Raw genomic sequence first — 22,149 nt, forward strand, 5'->3', positions numbered from 1 at the left:
CACCCCCGGGCGCGCCGCCAACCCCGCCGACACATCAATCACCGCATCAGCATCGGTGTAGGGCCCCGACGTGTCATACAAATCCACATGCTCACCATTGGACAAACCCACCCGCCGAAACGGCACCCGCGCACCCGGCACCCCGTCGAGGTCTCGGTACACCTTCGTGCTGCCGGTTATCGCACCCGTGGTGACAGACGCTGTGACAGCGGCGGACGAATTGGACTTCGGCATATCCATGACATCTCCCTACGCCGGCATTACCCGGTCAGGTTCATACGGTCGACGGCACCGTTCGCGAAGCGAACTCCAGCCGTCCTCTCAGCGCACTCGGTGTGCGCTCCCGCGTAGTTGACAGACCTGCCCACGCTAGCGCAGCCACCTGTGACCGGTGAACGGGGAATACGAAATGGTGCTGCTTCATTTGAATAGCTAACATATGTGTTTTGGGCCGGGGCTGATCGATACCAAGCGAAAAGTGATGACGACTGAGACTGAGATGACGAAACCGCGGGCCGAACTGAAGGACTTCGACGCCGCACAAGCCGAAACAGCCAACCGCCGGCGACGGATGGACCACGATCACCCCGTCTACAAGTGGGTAGTGCTATCCAACACCACGCTCGGCACGCTGCTGGCGACGATCAACGCATCAATCGTGCTGATCTCGTTGCCTGCCATTTTCCGCGGCATCGGTCTCAACCCGCTCGCGCCCGCCAACGTCAGCTACCTGCTGTGGATGCTGATGGGGTACCTGGTCGTCACCGCGGTGCTGGTGGTGTTCTTCGGCCGCCTCGGCGACATGCTCGGCCGGGTCCGCATCTACAACCTCGGCTTCGTGGTGTTCACGATTGGGGCCGTCGCGCTGTCCTTCGACCCGTTCCACCTCGGTGGCGGCGCGCTGTGGCTGATCGGCTGGCGAGTGATTCAGGGCGTGGGCGGCGCGATGCTGATGGCCTCCTCGGCGGCGGTCCTCACCGACGCGTTCCCGTCGAATCAGCGTGGGATGGCGCTGGGCGTCAACATGGTGGCCGCGGTGGCCGGATCGTTCCTTGGTCTGCTGATCGGCGGAGTGCTGTCGGAGTGGGACTGGCGCGCCGTCTTCTGGGTCGGCGTGCCGATCGGTGTGCTCGGCACCGTCTGGAGCTTCCGCTCGCTGAAGGAGCTCGGCGTGCGCACGCCCGGCCGGCTGGATTGGGCGGGCACGTTGACCTTCGGGGTCGGGCTCACCGTGCTGCTCACCGGGATCACGTACGGCATTCAGCCCTACGGTGGTTCGACGACCGGCTGGACCAACCCGTGGGTGCTCGGCTCGATCGCGCTCGGGGTGCTGTTGCTGGTCGCGTTCTGCTTCATCGAGCTGCGGGTGGCGCAGCCGGTGGTCAATATCCGGTTGTTTCGAAACACCGCGTTCGGGATGGGCAATCTCGCCGGCCTGATGTCATCGGTCGGTCGCGGCGGTCTGCAGTTCATGTTGATCATCTGGCTGCAGGGCATCTGGTTGCCGCTGCACGGCTACAGCTTCGAATCGACTCCGCTGTGGGCAGGCGTCTATATGCTGCCGATGACGGTCGGCTTCCTGCTGGCCGGTCCGCTGGCCGGGTCGCTGGCCGACCGATTCGGCGCGCGCCCGTTCACCGTCGGCGGGATGCTGCTGATGGCGGCGTCGTTCGTCGCGCTGGTGTTGATTCCGGTCGACTTCAACTATTGGCTGTTCGCGTTGCTGGTGCTCCTGCAGGGCCTCGGCGGCGGCATCTTCACCGCGCCCAACACCGCGGCGATCATGTCCAGCGTGCCCGCAGGCGAGCGCGGCGCCGCGTCGGGCGTGCGCGCGACCTTCTTCAACGCCGGCTCGTCGCTGTCGATCGGTATCTTCTTCTCGCTGATGATCATCGGGCTGGCAAAAACGCTGCCCAGCACCCTGAGCGCCGGGCTACAGCACCAGGGCGTTTCGGCATCCGTGGCCCATCAGGTCGCGAACACTCCGCCGGTCGGCAGCCTCTTCGCCGCGTTCCTCGGCTACAACCCGATTGCCGAGCTGCTCGCGCCATCCCATGCCCTGCAGCAGCCGGGGGTCAACGCCGACGTGCTGACGGGCAAGGCGTTCTTCCCCGAGCTGATCTCCGGGCCGTTTCACGCCGGGCTCGTCGTGGTGTTCGCCGCCGCCGCGGTCATGACGCTGATGGGCGCGGCCGCGTCGCTGTTCAACCCGGGGCGCTACGCCGACGCCGACACGGAAGGCTAGGCGAGGGCTCAGTCCCGGCGCAGTTCGATCATCACGGGCGCGTGATCGCTCGGTGCCTTGCCCTTGCGTTCCGCTCTAACGATCTCGGCATGGCTGACGCGCTCGGCCAGCGCCGGTGAGCCGAGAATGAAGTCGATTCGCATGCCCTGGCGCTTCGGGAACCGCAGGTTCGTGTAGTCCCAGTACGTGTACACGCCCGGCCCCGGCGCGAAAGGCCGTACCACGTCAGCGAATTGGGCGTCGACGATCGCGTTGAATGCCCTTCGCTCCGGCTCGGTGACATGCGTGCTGTTCCGGTAGAACTCCACGCTCCATACGTCATCGTCGGTGGGCGCGATGTTCCAGTCGCCGACGAGTGCAATCCGCGCACCCGGATCCTGGCTGAGCCACTTCTGTGCCGTATCACGCAGTGCGGCAAGCCATTCCAACTTATAGTAGTAATGCGGGGAGGCCGGGACGCGGCCGTTCGGTACATACAGGCTCCACACCCGCACTCCGCCGCATGTCGCGCCGAGCGCCCGGGCCTCGGCAGCCGCCCTGACGTCGGGCTTGTCAGTCCACGTGGGCTGTCCATCGAAGCCGACCTGCACGTCGTCGATGCCGACCCGGGATGCGATCGCGACACCATTCCACTGGCTGGAACCGCAGTGGACGACGTCATAGCCGACCGCGACGAACGGCATCGTCGGGAACTGGTCGTCGGCGCACTTGGTTTCCTGCATGGCCAGCACGTCGATCTCGGCGCGCTCTAGCCAGTCGACGACGCGGTCCACCCGCGCGCGAATCGAGTTGACATTCCAGGTGGCCAACCGCAAAGTGTCGCCCGGCATGCAATTCAGCCTACGTTCGGGTCTTTCGCACCGGCGGATCCCCCAAGGCGCGCACGACAACCACATCGGCGGGGGATATGTCGACCACCTCTTCGCGCTTGTTTCGCACCCGCACCATCGGGTCGGTCGCCAGCAGATAGCCGATCACGTCGGTGAGCGGCGGCACCGAACCGGCCGGCCGGCGACATCGGATCACCACTCGGGTGCCCAGCGCGGGCCAGTCGAATCCCCGGTTGCTTTGCTCCCGCCCGCCGGACGACATCATCAGTGGCCGAAGGGGTCCGGCATCTCGCCGGGTGTCCATGAATTGCCGGGAACGCCCCACCCGTGTGCTTTCAGCATCCGTTTGGCGGCGCGCGCGTGCCTGCCGACCAGCCGGTCCAGATACAACACACCGTCGAGGTGGCCGGTCTCGTGTTGCAGCATTCGCGCGAAAAGGTCAGTGCCTTCCAGCTCGACGCTGTTGCCGTCGGGGTCCAAACCGGTGACCCGCGCCCAATTTGCGCGGCCGGTCGGGAACGTTTCGCCCGGAACCGACAGGCAGCCTTCGTCGTCTTTGTCTGGGTCCGGCATGGTCTCGGGTACCTCGGAGGTTTGCAGTACCGGGTTGATCACCGCGCCGCGTCGCCGCGTCGTCCTGCCCCGTTCGTCTGCGCAGTCGTACACGAACACCCGCAGGCTTACGCCAACTTGGTTGGCCGCCAATCCCACACCGTTCGCCGCGTCCATCGTCTCGAACATGTCCGTGATCAAGTCGGTCACGTCGGCGGGTATCGAACCGTCCGGGCCGACCTCGACGGGATTGGTCGCGGTGCGCAGGACGGGGTCTCCCACGATCCGGATCGGGCGAATGGTCACGAACCGAAAGCTTAAGTGAGCCGACGCGCGGGCTCGGCTGACGTGCCTATCGCGCTGAACGTGGTTGAATGAGCGCCGAAACACAGGGATGTCATTCGTTCGGTAGGGGTGCAAGGAGCGATATGGACGGCGCCATGGCACGGGCGCAGCGTTCTGGCGACGACGAACCCGCTGACGGGCTCACTCGTCGCGAGCACGACATCCTGGCCTTCGAGCGGCAGTGGTGGAAGTACGCGGGCGCCAAGGAAGAAGCCATCAAGGAGCTGTTTTCGATGTCGGCCACCCGCTACTACCAGGTGCTCAACGCACTGGTGAGCCGGCCCGAGGCGCTGGCCGCCGACCCGATGCTGGTGAAGCGTCTGCGGCGACTGCGTGCGAGCCGGCAGAAGGCGCGAGCCGCGCGCCGGCTCGGCTTCGACGTCACCTGAAGTTCCTGGCCTAACGGACACCCTCGATACAGTGGGGGCGATGAACGAGCGCGTACCAGACTCCTCCGGGCTCCCGCTGCGCGCCATGGTGATGGTGCTGCTCTTTCTTGGCGTCCTGTTTCTGCTGGTCGGATTCCAGGCGATCGGCTCCAGCGGCGGTTCCGACGACTCATCCGCAACCACGATTGTGACCACCAACACAACTACCGCGGCCGCTTCGCGGGCGCCCGCCCCCGCCAAGGCCGAAGTGCGCGTCTTCAACATTGGTTCCGATGAGGGCGCGGCAGGGCGGACGGCCGATCAGCTCAAGGCGGCCGGGTGGAATGTCACCCAGACCGGAAACCTCAGCCTTTCAGACGTGCCCGCGACGACCGTATTCTTCAGCGACGCCAACGCCGGCGAGCACGCCGCGGCCGACGAAGTGGGCAAGGTGATCAACGCTCCGGTGCAACCGCGCGTCACCGGTTTGGCCGAGCAGCCGCCGGGCGTGATCGTGATAGTCACCGGATAGGCTCACCGTTATGTTCAAGTCCGCCAGCCGCGTCTTGCCAGCCATCTTGCTAGCCGCCCCGGTGGTCGCGTTGAGTGCTTGCACCCCGAATCAGCAGCCGAGTAATCAGCCGGGTACCACGCCGCCGGTTTGGACGGGCTCGCCGTCGCCGTCGGCCACGCAGACCAACCAACCGGCAGGCAGCGAAACGCTGCGGGCACAATTGAAGGCCCCCGACGGCACGACCGTGGCAAACGCCACGTTCGAGTTTGCGAACGGCTACGCCACCGTCACCGTGGAGACCGTCGGTCCCGGCCATCTCAGCCAAGGTTTCCATGGGATGCACATTCACCAGGTCGGCAAGTGTGAAGCCAACTCCGTCGCCCCGACCGGCGGTGCGCCCGGTGACTTCAACTCTGCCGGTGGGCATTACCAGGCTCCCGGCCACACCGGTCACCCGTCCAGCGGCGACTTGACCTCGCTGGAGGTGCGCGGCGACGGCCAGGCCAAGCTGGTCACCACCAGCGACACGTTCACCGCCCAAAACCTGTTGGGCGGCGAGAAGACCGCGATCATCATCCACGCGAAGGCCGACAATTTCGGCAACATTCCGCCGGAGAAGTACAGCCAGGTCAACGGAACTCCGGGTCCCGACGAGAACACCCTTGCCACCGGCGACGCCGGCGGCCGGGTGGCGTGCGGTGTCATCGGCACCGGCTAGGCGCCGAATCAGCTTCGCCGGGACTGCCCGGCCGACCCTCGGTGTGGAGTGGGAGTTCGCGCTGGTCGACGGCCAGACGCGGGACCTCAGCAACGAGGCCGCCGACGTAATCGCCGAGCTCGGGGAAAATCCGCACGTACACAAGGAATTGCTGCGCAACACGGTCGAGTTCGTGACCGGCATCTGCGACACCGTGCCGGAGGCGATGGACGATTTGCGTTCGACGCTGCTGGCCGCGCGCAAGGTCGTCCGCGAGCGCGGCATGGAATTGTTCTGCGCCGGCACCCATCCGTTCGCCAAATGGTCGGCGCAGAAGCTCACCGACGCGCCTCGGTACGCGGAGCTGATCAAGCGCACCCAGTGGTGGGGCCGGCAGATGCTGATCTGGGGTGTGCACGTGCACATCGGAATCTCCTCGGCGCACAAGGTGATGCCGATCATTTCGTCGCTGTTGAATCATTTTCCGCACCTGCTGGCGTTGTCGGCCTCGTCGCCGTTCTGGAACGGCGAGGACACCGGCTACGCCAGCAACCGCGCGATGATGTTCCAGCAGCTGCCCACCGCCGGGCTGCCGTTCCAGTTCCGCACCTGGGCGCAGTGGGAGGGCTTCGTCCACGACCAGAAGAAGACCGGCATCATCGACCGCATGGACGAAATCCGTTGGGACATCCGGCCTTCGCCGCATCTCGGCACGGTGGAAGTGCGGGTGTTCGACGGAGTGTCCAACCTGCGTGAGCTCGGCGCCCTGGTGGCGTTGACCCATTGCCTGGTGGTCGATCTGGACCGACGGCTGGATGCCGGCGATAGCCTGCCGATGATGCCGCCTTGGCATGTGCAGGAAAACAAGTGGCGCGCGGCCCGATACGGCCTCGATGCGATCGTGATACTGGACGCCGACAGCAACGAACGGCTCGTCACCGACGATCTCGATGACCTGTTGACCCGGCTGCATCCGGTAGCGCAATCATTGGGCTGCGCCGATGAACTGGCGGCAGTGACCGACATCTACCGGCTCGGCGCGTCCTACCAGCGTCAGCGCCGGGTGGCCGAGGACCATGACGGCGATCTGCGCGCCGTGGTCGACGCACTCGTCGCCGAACTGGAGCTGTGAGGTGAATTCGACTGCCACGCCGATGTTTCCGCTCGAGGTGGCGATGCTGCCCGGCGACGACCTGCCGCTGCGGATCTTCGAGCCGCGCTACGCGCGGCTGGTCGCCGATTGCCTCATCGCCGATCAGCCCGTGTTCGGGGTGGTGCTGATCGCGGCCGGACGTGAGGTCGGCGGCGGTGACGAACGCTACGATGTCGGGGCACTGGCCCGCATCGTAGAGCACCAGGCCCACGGTGACGGGCGATACACGTTGCGCTGCCGGGTCGGCGAGCGGATCACAGTGCGTCGGTGGCTGCCCGACGATCCGTATCCCCGCGCCGTCGCCGAGGTCTGGCCCGACGAGCCGGGAGACGCGGTGACCGACGACCAGATCCAGGATCTCCAGGACCGGGTGATGGCGTTGTTCGAGCGTATCGCCGCGGCACGGGGTGCCCAGCTGCCGCCCCGGGACATGCTGTTCGCCGATGTGGCGATGGTCGGCGATGCGGGCAAGCGGTTGTACGCGTTGGCATCCCGGGTGCCGATGGGTCCGGCCGACCGTTACTCGGTGCTGGCCGCGCCTTCGGCAGCCGCGCGTCGGCGGGCGGTGAGTGAGGCCGTCGACACCGTGTCGGCGATGGTCGAATTCCAGCTGTCGGCTGAGTAGGCACCCGCGCGTGACCTCACGGCGACGAATGTGAGCAGAACGAAGATGATGCCCAGTAACACAGCGACGACCGGGACGTCGCCGTAGCCGAGGCCGCCGGCCCGGTGCGGCTTGCTCACCCAGTCCGCAACCGAAGCACCGAGAGGTCTGGTGATGATGTACGCCCACCAGAACGCGACGACGCTGTTGAGGCGAAAGCGCCAGTAACCCATCGCGGGAATCGCAAACACGACGGCGAACAGCACGATTGATCCGGCGAATCCAAAGTGCAGCACGCTGGCTGTGAGGTCGCCGGCCGCCGTTCCGAGCGCGAAGGTGAAAGACACCGCCAGCCAATAGAATACTTCGCGGCGTCTGGTGGTGATGCTGTGAATGGACAGTGAGCGTTCGGTGCGGTGCCATGCCCAGAAGGTGACCATGAGGGCCAGAAGGTAGCCGGCTGTCGATATTTCGAACGGCACGTGCAGTTGATGGTGCATGACGTCGGCTGCCATCGTGCCGAACACGGCAACCATCATCACCGCCGACCAGTACGCGAAGGCGTTGTAGCGCCGCGTCCGAAACTGAACCCACAGCGATAACACAAAGCCGAGCAGGCCGATGCCGAAGCCGACGAAGCGCAGCGTGCTGAGCAAGTAGTCCGACGCCGCCTCGCCCATTCCCGTGGTGAGCAGTTTGAGTATCCAAAACGTAGCGGTGATCTCCGGTACTTTCACCGCCATCGGCCCACGTCGTTGTCCGGCCCGAGGTGTGTAAATCTCTGCCATGGGTTTCGGTTCCTCTCCATCCGTCGAGGAGCGCCAAGCTAGAAGCGGATGTTTAGAGAAACCTGCCGTCTGACTGGACGGCGGCTACAAAGCCACCGGTGCATGCAGAGATTACCGCTAGCCGGAAGCGTTGATAGGTGGCAGCGGTGACGACATGCCGCAATGGTCAGAGTTCGGCCAGCAGTCCGGCGGCCCGTACGGTGGCGACGGTGGCTGTGCCGGCTGATCAACAGCTCCATCCGGCGCCGCCCGCCGGGCCGTGATCAACCTATGGTCCGTTTTGCGGAGACAACTAGCCCCGCGCGGAATCGTCGCGGATCTCGTCGGCCCTCAGCAGGTCCCGGCGGACGTTCTCCTCGCGGTACGCCAGTTGGCCAACCCGTTGCGCGACCACTGGCGCGGTGATCAACGTGAACATGCCGGTCAGGATGATCATGCCGACGTCGACGTTGCCGCGAAGCCGGATCATGGCGCCCGCGAGCACCAGCAGCAGTCCGAGCACCTGAGGCTTGGTCACCGAATGCATGCGCGACAACGTATCCGGGAAGCGCACGATGCCGATCGCAGCGGTCAGCGCCAGCGCCGAGCCGCCGAGCACCAGCGCGCCGGACACCACATCGAAGAGGCTCATGGTCGTTTCCTGGCAGTGCGCTTGACATCGGGCACCCGGAAACGCGTGACGCTCACCGAGCCGACGAAGCTGATCAACGCCAGCGCGGTGAGGCCGTAGACGACCGTGGAGTCCAGGCTGTACGCGGCCCAGGTGCCCAGCCCGCACATCATCACCGCCACCATGGCGTCCACCGCGATCAGCCGGTCCAGCGTGCTGGGGCCTGCCAGCAGGCGGAACATCGTGATCGCGGCCGCGGCCACCAGCATCACCGCCGCGATGATCCATACCGTGGTCATGCGCGCTCCATTGTCATTTCGCGCTCGCCGTCATGCGCGCTCCTCACTTGCCCGCCAGTCGCTGTCCCGCTCGAACGACGCCACCAACAGCCGCTCGATTTCGGCGACTTGGCGATGGAACCGGTCGACCGCCCGGTCCGAGCGAACATCCAGGACGTGGATGTAGAGCGTGCGGTGATCCTGATCGATCTCCAGCACCACCGTTCCGGGAATCAGGTTCATGATGTTGACCGCCAGGGCCAGCACCAAATCCGACTTCACGTCGAACCGGGCCCGCAGCACCGCGCTCATCGGCGGTGGCCCCGGCGTGATCGCCAGCCACGCCACCTGAACACTGGACAAAACCAGATACCACGCCACCCGCGCCACCAGTACCGCCAGCGACAGCGGGTGCAGCCGGCCCTGCACCGCGACCACCGGCAGCGGCAGCAAAAGCGTGACCACCACCGCCACCGCCAGCCCGCCGACGACATTGGCGACGGAGAGCTCGCCCCACAACAGCACCCACACCATCGTCAGCCAGCACAGCACCCAGATCCGCAGCGCCGCCTTTCTACTCATTGCCGACCCACCGTCATTGCCGACCCACCCTCATTGCCGACCCACCACCGCGGCGATGTACTCCGACCGGTCCAGCACCTGGGCGGCAGCACGGTCGGCATAGGAGAAGATCGGCCCGGCAGCCAACATGAGCGTCAGCCCAATCGCGACCAGGATCATGGTCGGGACCAGCATGCCGATCGGCATGCGGCCGACGTCGGCGCGCTCCTCGACCAGCACGTCGTCGCGCTGGCCCATCAGCGCGTAGGGGCCCGCCATGGCCAGCGCCCCTTCGGGAGCGTCGGCACGGGGCCGCCAGAACGCCTTCGTCCACACCCGCATCATCACGTAAAGCGTCAGCAGGCTCGTCGTCACGCCACCGGCCACCAGAATCCACGCCAGCACCGAACCGTTCTGCGCACCGGCTTGCAACACCGCGATTTTGCCGATGAAACCCGAAAATGGCGGAACACCACCAAGACTCAGCGCGGGCAACATGAAAAGCAAGGCCAACACCGGGCTCGCGGCGGCCAGGCCGCCGAGCCGGCGCAGCGTCGAAGCGCCGGCCTGACGTTCGATCAGCCCGACCACCAAGAACAGCGTGGTCTGCACGATAATGTGGTGCGCGACATAGTAAATCGCGCCGGACATGCCCAGCCGGCTGGACACCGCGACCCCGAACACCATGTAGCCGATGTGGCTGACCAGCGTGAACGACAGCAGCCGTTTGATGTCGCTCTGCGCGATCGCGCCGAACACGCCGATCAGCATGGTCAGCAGCGCGGCGACCAGAAGCAGCGAATCCAGCCCGCCGCCGGGGAACAGCAGCGAATGCGACCGGATGATCGCGTACACACCAACCTTCGTCAGCAGGCCGGCGAACACCGCGGTAACCGGCGCGGGCGCGGTCGGATAGGAGTCGGGCAGCCACGTCGACAGGGGGAACACCGCGGCCTTGATGCCGAACCCGACGAGCAGCACCGCGAATAGCATGCTGCGAATGCCCGGCGCGATGTGGTCGAGGCGCAGGGCGAGCTCGGCGAAGTTCAGTGTTCCGGCCGCCGCGTACACCAATGCGATGCCGATCAGGAAGATCAGCGACGACACCATCGACACCATCACGTACGAGATCCCGGCGCGGACCCGCTCGGCGGTGGCGCCGATGGTCAGCAGCACGAAGCTGGCCGACAGCAACACCTCGAAGCTGACGAACAGGTTGAAAAGATCACCGGCCAGAAACGCATTGCAGACACCGGCCGCCAGCGCCAGGTAGGTCGGCAGGAAGATCGACACCGGCTGGCGTTCGTCGCCGTCGCGAATGCCCTGGCCGATGGCGTAGACGATGACCGCGAGAAGCACGATCGACGACACCACCAGCATCAGCGCCGACAGCCGGTCCACCACCAGCGTGATGCCCAGCGGGCCCATCGCGGGAATGACTTGCCCCCAGCCGCCGACGTGCAGCGCCAATGTGCCGCCGCGATCGGTCAGGTGCAGCAGCGTCGCGCAGACCACCATCACCGCGATCAACGCGACGAGTGTGATCGCGCGCTGCAGCCGGGGACGACGGCCGAGGATCAGCGTGGCCGCGGCGCCCCCGATCGGGATCAGCACCGGAAGCGGGGTGAGGGCCGCGGCGAGCCCGCTGTGGCCGCTCATCGCGACGGCTCCGGGTCGGGCAGCTCGTCGAGTTCGGCGCGCTCGTCGGTGGTGCGCGGCTCCCGAGGATGCACCACATCCTGCTCGGCCTCGTCTTCGGACTGCTGGGAGACCCGGGTGTCCTCCGCGTCGTCGCTGACTTCCTCTTCGGTGGTGAGCCGGTAGGAGCGATACGCGAGCGCCAGCACGAACGCCGCGATGCCCATCGTGATGACGATCGCGGTCAGGATCATCGCCTGCGCGAGCGGGTCGGCGTCGGCGGTGCGGCCGTCGCTGGTGCGGCCCCAGATCGGCGGATTGCCCGCCGGACCCGCGACGGTCAGGATCAGCAGGTTCACCGCGTTGCCGACAAGCAACAAGCCCAACAACATTCGCGTCAGGTTGCGTTCGAGCAGCAGGTAAACGCCGCAACTGGTCAGCACGCCGAGCAGCACCAGCGGGATGAGCGGACTGGTCATCGCGACGCCGCCCCCTCGGCGGCGGCCGCGGGCTGTTCGCCCATCTCGATGTCAAGCCGCGCGCCGAGGCTGCGCAGGACGTCGAGCACGAGGCCGACGACGATCAGGTACACGCCGAGATCGAAGAACAAGGCGGTGACCAACTTGACGGTGCCCAGCACCGGAAGGTCGATCCGCACCACCGCCGACGACAGCACCGGCGCGCCCAGCAGCAGCGAGGCCGCCGCGGTCCCGGCCGCGAGGCCGATGCCAACGCCCAGCACCTTGCCGGCGTCCAGCGGCAGCGTCTCGCCGAGCTCGTAGCGGCCGCCGGCCAGATACCGCAGCACCAGCGCCAGCCCGGCCATCAGCCCGCCGGCGAATCCGCCGCCCGGCGTGTTGTGGCCGGTGCAGAAGAAGTACACCGACAGCACCATGATCAGCGGGAAGATCACCCGGGTCGCGACTTCGAGCACCAGGGAGCGGTGCCGCGGGTCGCGCAGCTCGCTGCCACGCAGCCACGTGACCGCGCCGGGCGGGGACGTGCGTGTGACGCCGGGCTGGCCCGCGACCCGCGCCATCCGCGGCGCCGCGCCGAATCGCCTGTGGCGGAACACCATTGACGCAACCCCAGTCGCGGCCACCAACAACACCGAGATCTCGCCGAGGGTGTCCCACGCCCGGATGTCGACGAGCAGCACGTTGACCGCATTGGCGCCGTGGCCGCGCGCGTAAGCGGCCGCCGGCACCAGCGCCCCGATCGGCACGTCGGCGCGGGCGGCCATCGCGAACATGGCCAGCGCGGCCACCGTCGCGCCGACCGCGATCGCCAGCACCGCGCGCGGCAACCGGTTCCGTCTGATGTTGGCCCGGTCCGCCTCGGCCGGAAGTGTCCGCAGCACAAGCACGAACACCACCAGCGTCAGGGTCTCGACCAGGAACTGCGTCAGCGCAAGATCCGGTGCGCCGTGCAACGCGAACACCACGCCGCAGCCGTAGCCAGTCGACCCGACGAGCAGCACCGCGGCCAGCCGATTGCGCAACACGATGGCGCCGAGGGCGGCGGCGACGATCAGCAGCCCGACCACGAGTTGCAGGGCGGAATCCCACAGCCGGAAATGCGGGCGGTCCCGCGCGCCGGCGGCCAGTACGACCACGGGCAGCAGCACCAACGTGGACAGGATCACCGCCTGCGTCGCGGGCAGCGAGCCGCGCTGCGTCATCCCGGTCAGCCGAAGCGACAACGTGTCGGCGCCGCGCACCACCGCGTCATAGACCCGGTCGGCGTTACCCAGCGGCATCCAGCCGATGCGGAAACGCCGCAGCCGGGCCCTGGCGGCGAACGCCGCCACGCCGACGGCCAGCACCAAAGTCGACAACAGCAGCGGTGCGCCGAACCCATGCCACAGCGCCAACCGGTAACTCTCGCCGCCGGGCAGGGTGTCGGCGTAGTCGTCGAGCACGTTGTTCAGCAGGCCCGGCGCGATGCCGAGCACCAGACCCACGGCGGCAAGGATCGCCGGGGCCACCAGGAACCCCGCCGACGGCTGTTGCATCGTCCTCACCAGCACGCTCGGCGCGTCGAATCCCTTGCGCGCGAACCCTCCCCACAACAACCGCACGCTGTAGATCGTGGTGAACACCGAGCCCGTCACGACCGCGGCCAACACGTACGGGGCGGCCCCGCCCAGCCCCGGGCTCTGGGCAAGCGTCTCGAAGTCGGCCTCCTTGGCCACGAAACCCAAAAACGGCGGCATCGACGCCATGCTGGCGGTCGCCGCGGCAGCGACGACGAATAGCGCCCTGCTGCGCTGGCCGAGCCACGCCAGCCTGCGGATGTCACGTGTGCCCGCCGCGTGGTCGATGATGCCGACGACCATGAACAGCGCCGCCTTGAACAACGCGTGCGCACACAACATCGCCAGCCCGGCCAGCATCATGTTGCCGCCGCCGACGCCGACCATCAGGACGATCAGCCCGAGCTGGCTCACCGTGCCGAACGCGAGGATCAGCTTCAGGTCGTATTCGCGGATCGCCCGCCAGCCGGCCAGCAATAGCGTCAGGACGCCGAGGATCACCACGGTCGGCCGCCACGGCGGCGAGTCGGCAAAGCCGGGCGTCAACCGGGCGATCAGATAGACGCCGGCCTTGACCATCGCCGCGGCGTGCAGATACGCGCTGACCGGGGTGGGTGCCGCCATCGCGCCGGGAAGCCAGAAGTGCAGCGGCACGAGCGCCGACTTGCTGACCGCCCCGACCAGCACCAGCGCGACCCCGACCGCCGCAACCGCCCCCGACGGCGGCGCGGCGACCAGCTCCGAGAGCAGATAGGTGCCCGCCGCGTGGCCGAGGACGATGATGCCGGCCAGCATCGCCAGCCCGCCGGCGGCCGTCACCAGCAATGCCTGCATCGCGGCGCGGCGGCTGCTGGCCCGCTCGGCGTAGTGGCCCACCAGCAGGAACGAGAACACGGTGGTGAGCTCCCAGAACACGTAAAGCACCAGCATGTTGTCGCTGACCACCAAGCCGAACATCGCGCCGGCGAAACCGACTAGCTCCGCCGAGAAGCTCGGCAGCCGCGGCTCGGTGTGCCCGTCGCTGTGCTTGAAGTAATACGCGCAGTAGACGATCACCAGTGCGCCGATGCCCAGCACCAGCACGCTCATCACCGCCGACAACGCGTCGAAGCGCAGCACGATGTTCATCGACAGCTCGGGCACCCACGGCACGTTGACCCTGGCCGCATGCCCGGCCGTCGGCCAGTTCAGCACCACCCAGATCAGCGACGCCGCGGGGACCAGCGCCAACGGCAAGAATGCCAGCCTGCCCCAGCGGTAGACGAGCAGCGGCGCGAGCGCGGCGGCGACCGCGTGCGCGAGCAGGATGACTAGCATGGCACTCCGATATGCCGGGGTGTCAGCCTCAGGGCTCTGGCTCAGGCCAGTCTACGGACGCCGCTCACGCCCATCCCGTCAGCCGCTCACGCCCACCCCGCCAGCCGATGCGGTTCACGCCCACGGCGGCGGTTGATCACTGGTGTTCGGCGAACGCCCGCAGCGCCGCTACCTCGACGGGATCCAATGATGGCCGCACGGTTTCGCGCGCCGTGGCGACGTCGGCGGCGGTGACGTCGGCAGCGTCGATCGAGCGCCGCATCGCGGTCAGTGCGGCCTCGCGCAGCAACGCGACGCAGTCGGCGCCGCTGTAGCCCTCCAGCTGACCGGCCAGCGCGTCCAGATCGACGTCGGCGGCCAGCGGGATCGACTTGCCTGCCGTACCCAAGATGTCGCGGCGCGCGTCCGCGTCCGGTGGTTCGACGAACACCAGCCGCTCCAGCCGGCCCGGTCGCAGCAGCGCCGGGTCGATCAAGTCGGGGCGGTTGGTGGCGCCGAGCACCACCACGTCGCGCAGCGGCTCGATGCCGTCGAGCTCGGTCAGCAGCGACGCGACCACGCGGTCGGTGACACCGGAGTCGAAGCTCTGCCCCCGGCGCGGCGCCAGCGCGTCGATCTCGTCGAGGAACACCAATGACGGCGCCGAGTCCCGGGCCCGGCGGAACAGCTCGCGTACGGCCTTCTCCGACGCGCCGACCCATTTGTCCATCAGCTCGGCGCCCTTCACCGCGTGCACCGACAGCCGCCCCGAGCTGGCCAGCGCCCGCACGATGAACGTCTTGCCGCAGCCGGGTGGCCCGTAGAGCAGCACGCCGCGCGGCGGCTGCACGCCCAACCGGGCGAACGTGTCCGGATGCTGCAGCGGCCACAACACCGCCTCGGTGAGTGCCTGCTTGGTGGCGGCCATGTCGCCGACGTCGTCGAGGGTGACCGCGCCGACCGAGACCTCCTCGGTCGCCGACCGCGAAAGCGGCCGGATCACGCTCAGCGCCCCGACCAGGTCGTCTTGGGTGAGCGCGGGCGGCCGGCTCTCGGCGCTGGCCCGTGCGGCCGCTCGCAGCGCCGCCTCGCGCAGCAGCGCGGACAGATCGGCGACCACGAAACCGGGTGTGCGCCCCGCGATCTCGTCGAGGTCCAGGCTCTCCGCGGGAACCGAGCGCAGCAGCACCTCCAGCAGCGCCTTGCGGGTCGCCGCGTCGGGCAGCGAGAGCCCCAGCTCCCGGTCGCACAGCTCGGGTGCCCGTAGCCGGATGTCGAGGGCGTCGGGCACCGCCGACGTCGCGATGAACGCCACGCCGGGGGTGGCCACCGCCGAGCGCAGTTCGGTGAGGATCAGCGTCGCGACCGGTTCGGCGGGCGACGGCAGCAGCGCGTCCAGGTCGGTGATCAGCAGCACGCCACCGCCGGTGCGCACGGTGGCCACCGCGTCCGCGACGGCCCGCAGCCGCTGCTCGGCGACGAGTGCGCCGACTTCGGGTCCGTCGAGTTCCACCAGCCGCCGGCCGGCGCACACCGCCCGCACCAGCGTCGCCTTGCCCACCCCGGCGGGCCCGGACACCAGCACGCCGAGATTCGCGCCGGCGCCGAGCTTTTCCAGCAGCTCGGGCTTGTCGAGCGCGAGCCTGAGCCATTCCGAGAGCCGGCCGGCCTGCACGCGCGAGCCTTTGAGGTCATCGACGGTGATCGGCGGGGTCGCGGGCCATTGCGTCGGCGTCCTCACCGTCGCGGCCGGACTCCAGGTGCGCGCCACCGGGGTGACGCCGTTGCCCCAGCCGACGAGCGAATTCGGTTGTACGCTAACGGGTCCGGCCGGATCGGTGGCGGTAACGGTCAGCAGCTCGGAGGTCCATGCGATGCCTACCGCCGACGCCAGCGCCGCGCTGGCCCCCGACGTCGATGTGCCGGGTCCGAGGTCGCGGGGCAGCAGCGACACGGTGTCGCCGACCGTCATCACCTTGCCCAGCAACGCTTGTCGCAGCGCGGCCGGTGATACCGATTGGGTGGCCAGCTTCGAGCCGCTCAGCGTCACCGATCGTGCGCCGTACACCGTCACCGGGCCGACGATCACCGCGGTGTCCTCACGCAGTCCCGCGTTCGACAGCGTGACGTCGTCGAGCAGCGCGGTCCCGGCCGGGGTCTCCGGGCCGGCCCGCCCGACGACCGCGGCGGTGCTGCGGGAGCCGGTAAGCGACACCGCGTCCCATTCCCGAATGCCCAGCGCGGCAATGGCTTCCGGGTGTAGCCGAATCACGCCGCGACGCGAGTCGACCGCGGAGGTGTTCAGCCGTGCGGTCAGCGTCAGTGTCGGGCTCATGTCGCCTCAGCGCTGCGGACGGCGCAGGCCCAGCCGCGCCACGGACCGGCGTGCCGACGACTGCCGATGCGGCTGGGCCCTGCGGATCGCGCGCCGTTGCGCACGCCGTTGGCGTGGTTTGTCGTCCCACGCCTCGGGATGGGCGGCCAGCCAGCGCTTGCCGCGAATCGCGAACGGGATGTGGCACACGTAGGCAACGATGATCACCATGATCGTGACATAAGGGAACACGAACGCGGCCGCAACGCCGAGCGCCAGCACGACGAGCGCCGGGGCGACCATGTTGGGCGGAACGGAAAACGTGTGCACCTTTCGCATCGGGATCCGGCTGACCACCAGCAGCGAAACACCGATCATCCAGATCGACACCGCCCAGTCCGTCGTCCACCATCCGTCGCCGAACTGCATCTTGGCCGCGATCGGCCCGATCGCGCCGACAGCTCCCGCGGGCGCAGGCATTCCGACGAAGTAATCCTTCTCGTAGGCGGGTTGATCTACGTCGACCAGCGCGTTGTAGCGCGCCAACCGCAGCACGATGCAAACCGCGTACAGCAGTACCACCAGCCAGCCACCGCGCGGCGAGTGCTCCAGCAGCGTGGCGTAGACGATAAAGGCTGGGGCCACACCGAAATTCACCGCGTCGGCCAGCGAGTCGATCTCCTGACCCATCCGCGAGGTGGCGTTGAGAATCCGGGCGACGCGGCCGTCGAGTGCGTCGAGAATCGCGGCGAGCACCAGCAGTGCCATCGCCTGTGTCGGCCGATGGTCGAGCGCGAACTTGATCGCCGTCAACCCGAGGCAGATGGCGGCCACCGTCATCGCGCTCGGTAAGGCCTCCACGCCGGCCCGGCGCATGATCTGCGGTTTGTTCACGACAGGTTCTCGGTGGCCGGAAGCTCCGCGAGCACGGTCTCCGCGCCGACGGCGTGCTGACCGGTCGTCACCACCACCTTCGAGCCGGTCGGCACGTAGGTGTCCAATCGTGAGCCAAATCTGATGAGCCCGTAGGTTTCTCCGATCGCGACCTTGTCGCCGACCTCCAAATCGCAGGCTATGCGCCGGGCCAGCACACCGGCGATCTGCACGGCCACCACGTCGCGGCCCTCCGGTGTGCGGATCCAAACGCTGTTGCGCTCGTTCTCCTCGCTGGCGCGCTGCCGAAACGCCGAGCCGAACTGGCCGGGCCGGTATTGCACGTCGAACACCTCGCCGGACACCGGCACCCGCTGCACGTGCGCGTCGAGCAGGGACAAGAAAATGCTGACCCGCGTCATCGACTCGTCGGTGAGCCCCAGCTCGGCCGGTGGCGCCGCGGTGTCGATCAGCGTGATCTGTCCGTCGGCCGGTGCCACCACCACCCCGTCCCGCTCCGGCGGCACCCGGCTCGGATGGCGGAAAAACGCCGCGCTCGCACCCGCCGCGGCCAGCCCCGCGGTACGCAGCCAACGCCGCCTGCGGCCGGCCGCGGCCACGGCCAAACCCGCTGAGATGAAAGGAAAACCGGCCGGATGCACCGGTGGGACGGTCGAGCGGACCAGATCGATCAGGCGCTCAGCATCTGATCTCGGGTCGTCGACCGGATTTCCGGGGCGTCTGGCCATTTGCCCTATCTTAAGTCCCAGACCTGCACCTGCGATCCGGCATCGAGCTCTGTCACGTTCTCGTCAATCTCCAGCAGACAGTTCGCCGAGGCCAGCCAGCGCAGATGGTGCGACGCCGGCGGGCCGTAGGTGGTCACGGTGCCGGCCGCCGCGTCCAGCACCCCACGCCGGAATTGCCGCTTGCCGGGCGGCGACGTCAGGCCGTCGGTCAGTACCGCGGTGCGCCGGGGACGCTGCGCCCGGCCCTGCCCCATCGCGGTGCGCAGCGGCGCGCGGATGAAAACCTCGAACGACACCAGCGCGCTGACCGGATTGCCGGGCAGCGTAATGATCGGCGTGCCGGCCCATCTTGCGCCCAAGCGCCCGGCGCCCTGCGGCATGCCCGGCTGCATGGCCACCTTGACGAACTCCACGCCCTCGCCGGCCAATGCGTCCTTGACCACTTCATAGGCGCCGGCGCTGACGCCGCCGCTGGTGATGATCAAGTCGGCCGGCCCGGCGTACGCGTCAAGCACCGCGCGGAACGCGTCGACCTCGTCGCCCGCCATTGGCGCGGCGATGACCTCGCCGCCGGCGTCGCGTACCGCGGCGGCAAGCATCACCGCGTTGGATTCATAGATCTGGCCGGGGCTCAGCGGCGTGCCGGGAGCGACGAGCTCGGTGCCGGTGGACATCACCAACACCCGCTGCCGCGGAACCACCGGCAGTTCCGCTAATCCCAGCGCGGCGGCCAAACCCAGTGCCGCGGGCGTGACCGGCTGCCCGGCCTGCAACACCGTGGTGCCCGCGGTGACGTCCTCCCCGGCGCGGCGGATGTGCTTGCCCGCCACGGCGGGCGCAAAGACCGTGACTGTGTCGATGCCACCGTCGGTCGATTCAACGGGCACCACCGCGGTCGCACCCGCGGGAATCGGCGCGCCCGTCATAATCCGGTGCGCCGTACCGGGTTTCAGCGTCAGTGGGTCGGTGCGGCCGGCCGGGATGTCCTCGGCGACCGGCAACGGCACCGGCCGCTGCTCGGTTGCCCTCGCAACGTCGTCGGCCACCACCGCGTAGCCGTCCATCGCCGAGTTGTCGAAGCCGGGCAGCGACAGCGGGGCGACGACGTCGTCGGCAATCGCCAGTCCCTCGGCGCGCTCGAGCGGCAGCATTTCCGGCGCGCGAGCCCGGATCAGCTCGGCGACGACGGCGGCGTGTGCCTCGACGGATCGCATTGGTATCAAACTGGATAGGTGACGCCGGTCAGATCCTCCGACACCGCCCACAGCCGCTTCTGCAAATCCTCGTCGTGAGACTGCCGGTTGGACTCGATGAGCTTGGGATGGCCGCGCTGCTCGGCGAACCCGTCCGGCCCGTAATACTGGCCGCCGCGCACGTCCGGGTCGGTCGCGGCGCGCAGCGTCGGCAACGCACCCATCGCAGCACTCTGGGCGACGAGCCCGGCGACCCGCTCGGCCGGCCATCGCATCCAAATCGGTGTGTTGCGAATCAGCTCGGTGTTCGCGAAGCCGGGATGAGCTGCCACCGCGATCGGCAGTGCGTCCTTGGCCTTCAGCCGGCGCTGCAGCTCGTAGGTGAACAGCAGATTGGCGAGCTTGGATCGCCCGTACGCCGCGACGCGGTTGTAGCTGCGTTCGGAATTCAGGTCGTCGAAGTCGATCTCGGACAGAATGCGGTGGCCGGGGCTGCTGATCGTGACCACCCGCGAACCCTCGGCCGGCAGCAGCCGCTCCAGCAGCAGCCCGGTGAGCGCGAAGTGGCCCAGATGGTTGGTGCCGAACTGCAGCTCGAAGCCGTCCTTGGTAGTGCCCTTCTGCGTGAACATCACACCGGCGTTGTTGATCAGCAGGTCGATGCGCGGGTGCGTCGCCTTGAGCTGCACGGCGCCGTTGCGGATCGAGTCAAGCGACGTCAGGTCGAGCTCCTGCAGCGCGACATCGGCGTGCGGGCTCCTCGCGACGATCCGGTCCACGGCCGCCTTGCCCTTGTCGAGGTTGCGCACGGCCAGCACCACATGTGCGCCCTTGTCGGCAAGCACGGCGGCGGCCTCAAAGCCGATACCCGTGTTGGCTCCGGTGATGACCGCAACGCGGCCCTCCTGACTCGGCACGTCGGCCGCGGTCCACTTGCTGCTCATCGAGGCTCCTCGGGTCGCCCGAAATGGGCACGTATCGTCTGTGGTGCCATCCCAAACGATACGGAAACGTTAGAACCGGTCCCATAAGGAATAGCTCGGCGTGATCACGTTCGCCGACCCGGCTCATCCGCCCAGCCGCAAGGCCCCGCTGTTGTGGGCCGTCGGCGCGGCGATGGCCTGGGTCATCCCGGTGCTCGCTCAGATGCTGTGGGTGGCGCTCACCCCCCGCCCGACCTGGCTGCACGCCATGGTCGCCGCGGTGACCGTCGTGCTGATGACCTTTCACATCGGCGTGGGCCCCGTCTGGCGGTACCGGGTGCACCGATGGGAGATCAGCCCGCAGGCGGTGTTCACCCGCAGCGGGTGGCTGGTGCAGCAGCGCCGGATCGCGCCGATTTCGCGCGTGCAGACCGTCGACACCCACCGGGGCCCGCTGGACCGGCTGTTCGGTCTGGCCAACGTCACCGTCACCACCGCGTCGTCCGCCGGCGCGGTGCACATCGTCGCGCTCGACAACGACGTCGCAGACCGCGTGGTGGCCCAGTTGACCGACATCGCCGCCCTCGGCGCCGAAGACGCCACGTGACCGACTGGCAGCGGCTGAGCCCGCGGATGCTGCTGGTGCACCCGGTGCACGAGGTGTTGCGCCAGCTGCCGGTGCTGATCGGTTCGGCGGTGCTCGGGTCGGCGACCGGCAACCAGGCGTGGCCGCTCGCGGCGCTCGCCATCACCGTGGGTTTCGGGTTGGCCCGCTGGTTCACCACCACCTACCGGATCGACACCGAGAACGTGGTGTTACATACCGGGGTGCTGCAGCGCCGGTTGATCTCGTTGCCGCGCAACAGGATTCGCTCGGTGCAAACGGACGCCAGGCTGCTGCACCGGCTGCTGGGCCTGACCGTCATCCGGGTCAGCACCGGTCATGAAGTCAAGGGCGAGAATAGGTTCGAGCTCGACGCCGTCGAAACCGCACAGGTGGCACAGCTGCGCACCACCCTGCTGGCCGAATCGCTGCCGGCCGGGACCGCCGAGGCGGCCGAGCAGCAGAGCAGGGTGCTGGCGCGGTGGCGTCCGTCATGGCTGCGCTACAGCCCGTTGAGCTTCTCCGGCCTGCTGATGATCGCCGCCGCGGCCGGAGTGGCCTACCAGGCGGGCCTCGGTGTGGCGCTGCAACGCTCGCATCTCGCGCAGTCCGGGGTCGCGGTGGCGCAGCGCTGGGGTGTGGGGCTGGTGGTCGCGGCGATCACGGTGTCGCTGCTCGTGGCGTCGGTGCTGCTGTCGGTGGTCTGGTCAATGCTGACGTATGGAAACCTGGTGTTGCGCCGTGACTTCGGCCCGGACGGCGGGGTGCTGCACCTGCGCCACGGGGTGCTGCGGGTGCGCGAGCACACCTATGATCTCAGCCGGCTGCGCGGCGGCACGCTGCTGGAGCCGCTTCCGGTGCGCGCGGTGCGCGGCGCGCGCCTCGATGCGGTGATGACCGGCGTCGATGGTGAGGGCGAGTCGTCGGTGCTGCTGCCGCCGTGCCCGAGAGACACGGCCAGCGCGGTGCTGACCGAACT

General features: G+C 68.1%; 23 protein-coding genes, 1 pseudogene and 1 riboswitch. Of the genes and pseudogenes, 8 read left to right on the forward strand and 16 right to left on the reverse strand.

Annotated features, from left to right (window positions below; translation table 11 throughout):
• A pseudogene (locus VE759_RS05010) lies at window positions 1-234 on the reverse strand (phosphomethylpyrimidine synthase); the annotation flags it as partial.
• Window positions 230-357: riboswitch (TPP riboswitch) on the reverse strand. It overlaps the preceding pseudogene by 5 nt.
• Window positions 358-499: 142 nt before the next feature.
• Between VE759_RS05010 and VE759_RS05015 the strand changes: the two are divergent.
• Entirely contained in the window at window positions 500-2,245 is a 1,746-nt protein-coding gene (locus VE759_RS05015; RefSeq protein WP_414687835.1) for an MFS transporter, read from the forward strand.
• Between the two features lie 8 nt (window positions 2,246-2,253).
• On the opposite strand, the gene VE759_RS05020 is transcribed toward VE759_RS05015, so the two are convergent.
• From VE759_RS05020 to VE759_RS05030, 3 genes are read right to left on the reverse strand one after another with little or no spacing between them, the layout of a single operon-like run.
• Complete coding sequence (locus VE759_RS05020) at window positions 2,254-3,060, reverse strand: exodeoxyribonuclease III (RefSeq protein WP_324928845.1); 807 nt, start codon at window positions 3,058-3,060, stop codon at window positions 2,254-2,256.
• A gap of 25 nt (window positions 3,061-3,085) precedes the next feature.
• The gene (locus VE759_RS05025) at window positions 3,086-3,337 is read right to left on the reverse strand and encodes a hypothetical protein (protein ID WP_324928812.1); all 252 of its coding nucleotides are present in this window, start codon (window positions 3,335-3,337) and stop codon (window positions 3,086-3,088) included.
• Between the two features lie 2 nt (window positions 3,338-3,339).
• A complete protein-coding gene (locus tag VE759_RS05030) occupies window positions 3,340-3,933 on the reverse strand; it encodes a peptide deformylase (RefSeq protein ID WP_324928814.1) in 594 nt (197 codons plus the stop codon).
• Window positions 3,934-4,055: 122 nt separating this feature from the next.
• Between VE759_RS05030 and VE759_RS05035 the strand changes: the two genes are divergently transcribed.
• Genes VE759_RS05035 through VE759_RS05055 form a run of 5 tightly spaced genes read left to right on the forward strand, consistent with a single transcriptional unit; the run spans window position 4,056 to window position 7,329 of the window.
• Complete coding sequence (locus VE759_RS05035) at window positions 4,056-4,361, forward strand: DUF3263 domain-containing protein (RefSeq protein ID WP_324928816.1); 306 nt, start codon at window positions 4,056-4,058, stop codon at window positions 4,359-4,361.
• A gap of 40 nt (window positions 4,362-4,401) precedes the next feature.
• Window positions 4,402-4,872, forward strand: coding sequence for a LytR C-terminal domain-containing protein (locus VE759_RS05040; RefSeq protein ID WP_324928817.1), 471 nt, complete (start codon window positions 4,402-4,404; stop codon window positions 4,870-4,872).
• A 10-nt stretch (window positions 4,873-4,882) separates the two neighbouring features.
• Window positions 4,883-5,572 (forward strand): superoxide dismutase[Cu-Zn], encoded by a 690-nt coding sequence (sodC, locus tag VE759_RS05045; protein ID WP_324928819.1) that lies wholly within the window; start codon window positions 4,883-4,885, stop codon window positions 5,570-5,572.
• On the forward strand, window positions 5,553-6,683 hold the full coding sequence (locus VE759_RS05050; protein ID WP_324928821.1) for a glutamate--cysteine ligase: 1,131 nt from the start codon (window positions 5,553-5,555) through the stop codon (window positions 6,681-6,683). Before sodC ends, VE759_RS05050 begins: the two co-directional genes overlap by 20 nt.
• 22 nt (window positions 6,684-6,705) lie before the next feature.
• On the forward strand, window positions 6,706-7,329 hold the full coding sequence (locus VE759_RS05055) for an LON peptidase substrate-binding domain-containing protein (RefSeq protein WP_324928847.1): 624 nt from the start codon (window positions 6,706-6,708) through the stop codon (window positions 7,327-7,329).
• On the opposite strand, the gene VE759_RS05060 is transcribed toward VE759_RS05055, so the two are convergent.
• The 12 genes from VE759_RS05060 to VE759_RS05115 all read right to left on the reverse strand — a co-directional run bounded on the left by VE759_RS05060 (window position 7,224) and on the right by VE759_RS05115 (window position 20,587).
• Complete coding sequence (locus tag VE759_RS05060) at window positions 7,224-8,051, reverse strand: hypothetical protein (RefSeq protein WP_324928823.1); 828 nt, start codon at window positions 8,049-8,051, stop codon at window positions 7,224-7,226. The two genes, VE759_RS05055 and VE759_RS05060, sit on opposite strands and share 106 nt — an antisense overlap.
• Window positions 8,052-8,388: 337 nt before the next feature.
• Window positions 8,389-8,727, reverse strand: coding sequence for a monovalent cation/H(+) antiporter subunit G (locus VE759_RS05065; protein WP_324928825.1), 339 nt, complete (start codon window positions 8,725-8,727; stop codon window positions 8,389-8,391).
• Window positions 8,724-9,005, reverse strand: coding sequence for a monovalent cation/H+ antiporter complex subunit F (locus VE759_RS05070; RefSeq protein WP_324928827.1), 282 nt, complete (start codon window positions 9,003-9,005; stop codon window positions 8,724-8,726). The genes VE759_RS05065 and VE759_RS05070 overlap by 4 nt, the downstream gene beginning before the upstream one ends.
• 30 nt (window positions 9,006-9,035) lie before the next feature.
• Window positions 9,036-9,566, reverse strand: coding sequence for a Na+/H+ antiporter subunit E (locus VE759_RS05075; RefSeq protein ID WP_324928829.1), 531 nt, complete (start codon window positions 9,564-9,566; stop codon window positions 9,036-9,038).
• Between the two features lie 30 nt (window positions 9,567-9,596).
• Window positions 9,597-11,204: a Na+/H+ antiporter subunit D gene (locus VE759_RS05080; RefSeq protein ID WP_324928830.1), complete on the reverse strand. Its 1,608-nt coding sequence runs from the start codon at window positions 11,202-11,204 to the stop codon at window positions 9,597-9,599.
• A complete protein-coding gene (locus VE759_RS05085) occupies window positions 11,201-11,662 on the reverse strand; it encodes a Na(+)/H(+) antiporter subunit C (protein ID WP_324928832.1) in 462 nt (153 codons plus the stop codon). The genes VE759_RS05080 and VE759_RS05085 overlap by 4 nt, the downstream gene beginning before the upstream one ends.
• Complete coding sequence (locus VE759_RS05090; RefSeq protein ID WP_324928834.1) at window positions 11,659-14,535, reverse strand: Na+/H+ antiporter subunit A; 2,877 nt, start codon at window positions 14,533-14,535, stop codon at window positions 11,659-11,661. Before VE759_RS05090 ends, VE759_RS05085 begins: the two co-directional genes overlap by 4 nt.
• A gap of 136 nt (window positions 14,536-14,671) precedes the next feature.
• Window positions 14,672-16,849 (reverse strand): AAA family ATPase, encoded by a 2,178-nt coding sequence (locus VE759_RS05095; protein WP_324928835.1) that lies wholly within the window; start codon window positions 16,847-16,849, stop codon window positions 14,672-14,674.
• A gap of 6 nt (window positions 16,850-16,855) precedes the next feature.
• On the reverse strand, window positions 16,856-17,704 hold the full coding sequence (gene pssA / locus VE759_RS05100) for a CDP-diacylglycerol--serine O-phosphatidyltransferase (RefSeq protein ID WP_324928849.1): 849 nt from the start codon (window positions 17,702-17,704) through the stop codon (window positions 16,856-16,858).
• Between the two features lie 14 nt (window positions 17,705-17,718).
• The gene (locus VE759_RS05105) at window positions 17,719-18,450 is read right to left on the reverse strand and encodes a phosphatidylserine decarboxylase (RefSeq protein WP_324928837.1); all 732 of its coding nucleotides are present in this window, start codon (window positions 18,448-18,450) and stop codon (window positions 17,719-17,721) included.
• Window positions 18,451-18,455: 5 nt separating this feature from the next.
• Window positions 18,456-19,664, reverse strand: a complete 1,209-nt coding sequence (gene glp / locus VE759_RS05110; protein WP_324928839.1) for a gephyrin-like molybdotransferase Glp — start codon at window positions 19,662-19,664, stop codon at window positions 18,456-18,458.
• A 5-nt stretch (window positions 19,665-19,669) separates the two neighbouring features.
• A complete protein-coding gene (locus VE759_RS05115) occupies window positions 19,670-20,587 on the reverse strand; it encodes an SDR family NAD(P)-dependent oxidoreductase (protein WP_324928841.1) in 918 nt (305 codons plus the stop codon).
• 103 nt (window positions 20,588-20,690) lie between these two features.
• On the opposite strand from VE759_RS05115, the gene VE759_RS05120 reads away from it, so the two are divergent.
• The gene (locus tag VE759_RS05120) at window positions 20,691-21,173 is read left to right on the forward strand and encodes a PH domain-containing protein (RefSeq protein WP_414687836.1); all 483 of its coding nucleotides are present in this window, start codon (window positions 20,691-20,693) and stop codon (window positions 21,171-21,173) included.
• A 26-nt stretch (window positions 21,174-21,199) separates the two neighbouring features.
• The coding region (locus VE759_RS05125) for a PH domain-containing protein (protein ID WP_324928852.1) at window positions 21,200-22,149 on the forward strand (950 nt) is incomplete at its 3' end.

This window comes from Mycobacterium sp., assembly GCF_035640695.1.
Lineage (GTDB): Bacteria > Actinomycetota > Actinomycetes > Mycobacteriales > Mycobacteriaceae > Mycobacterium.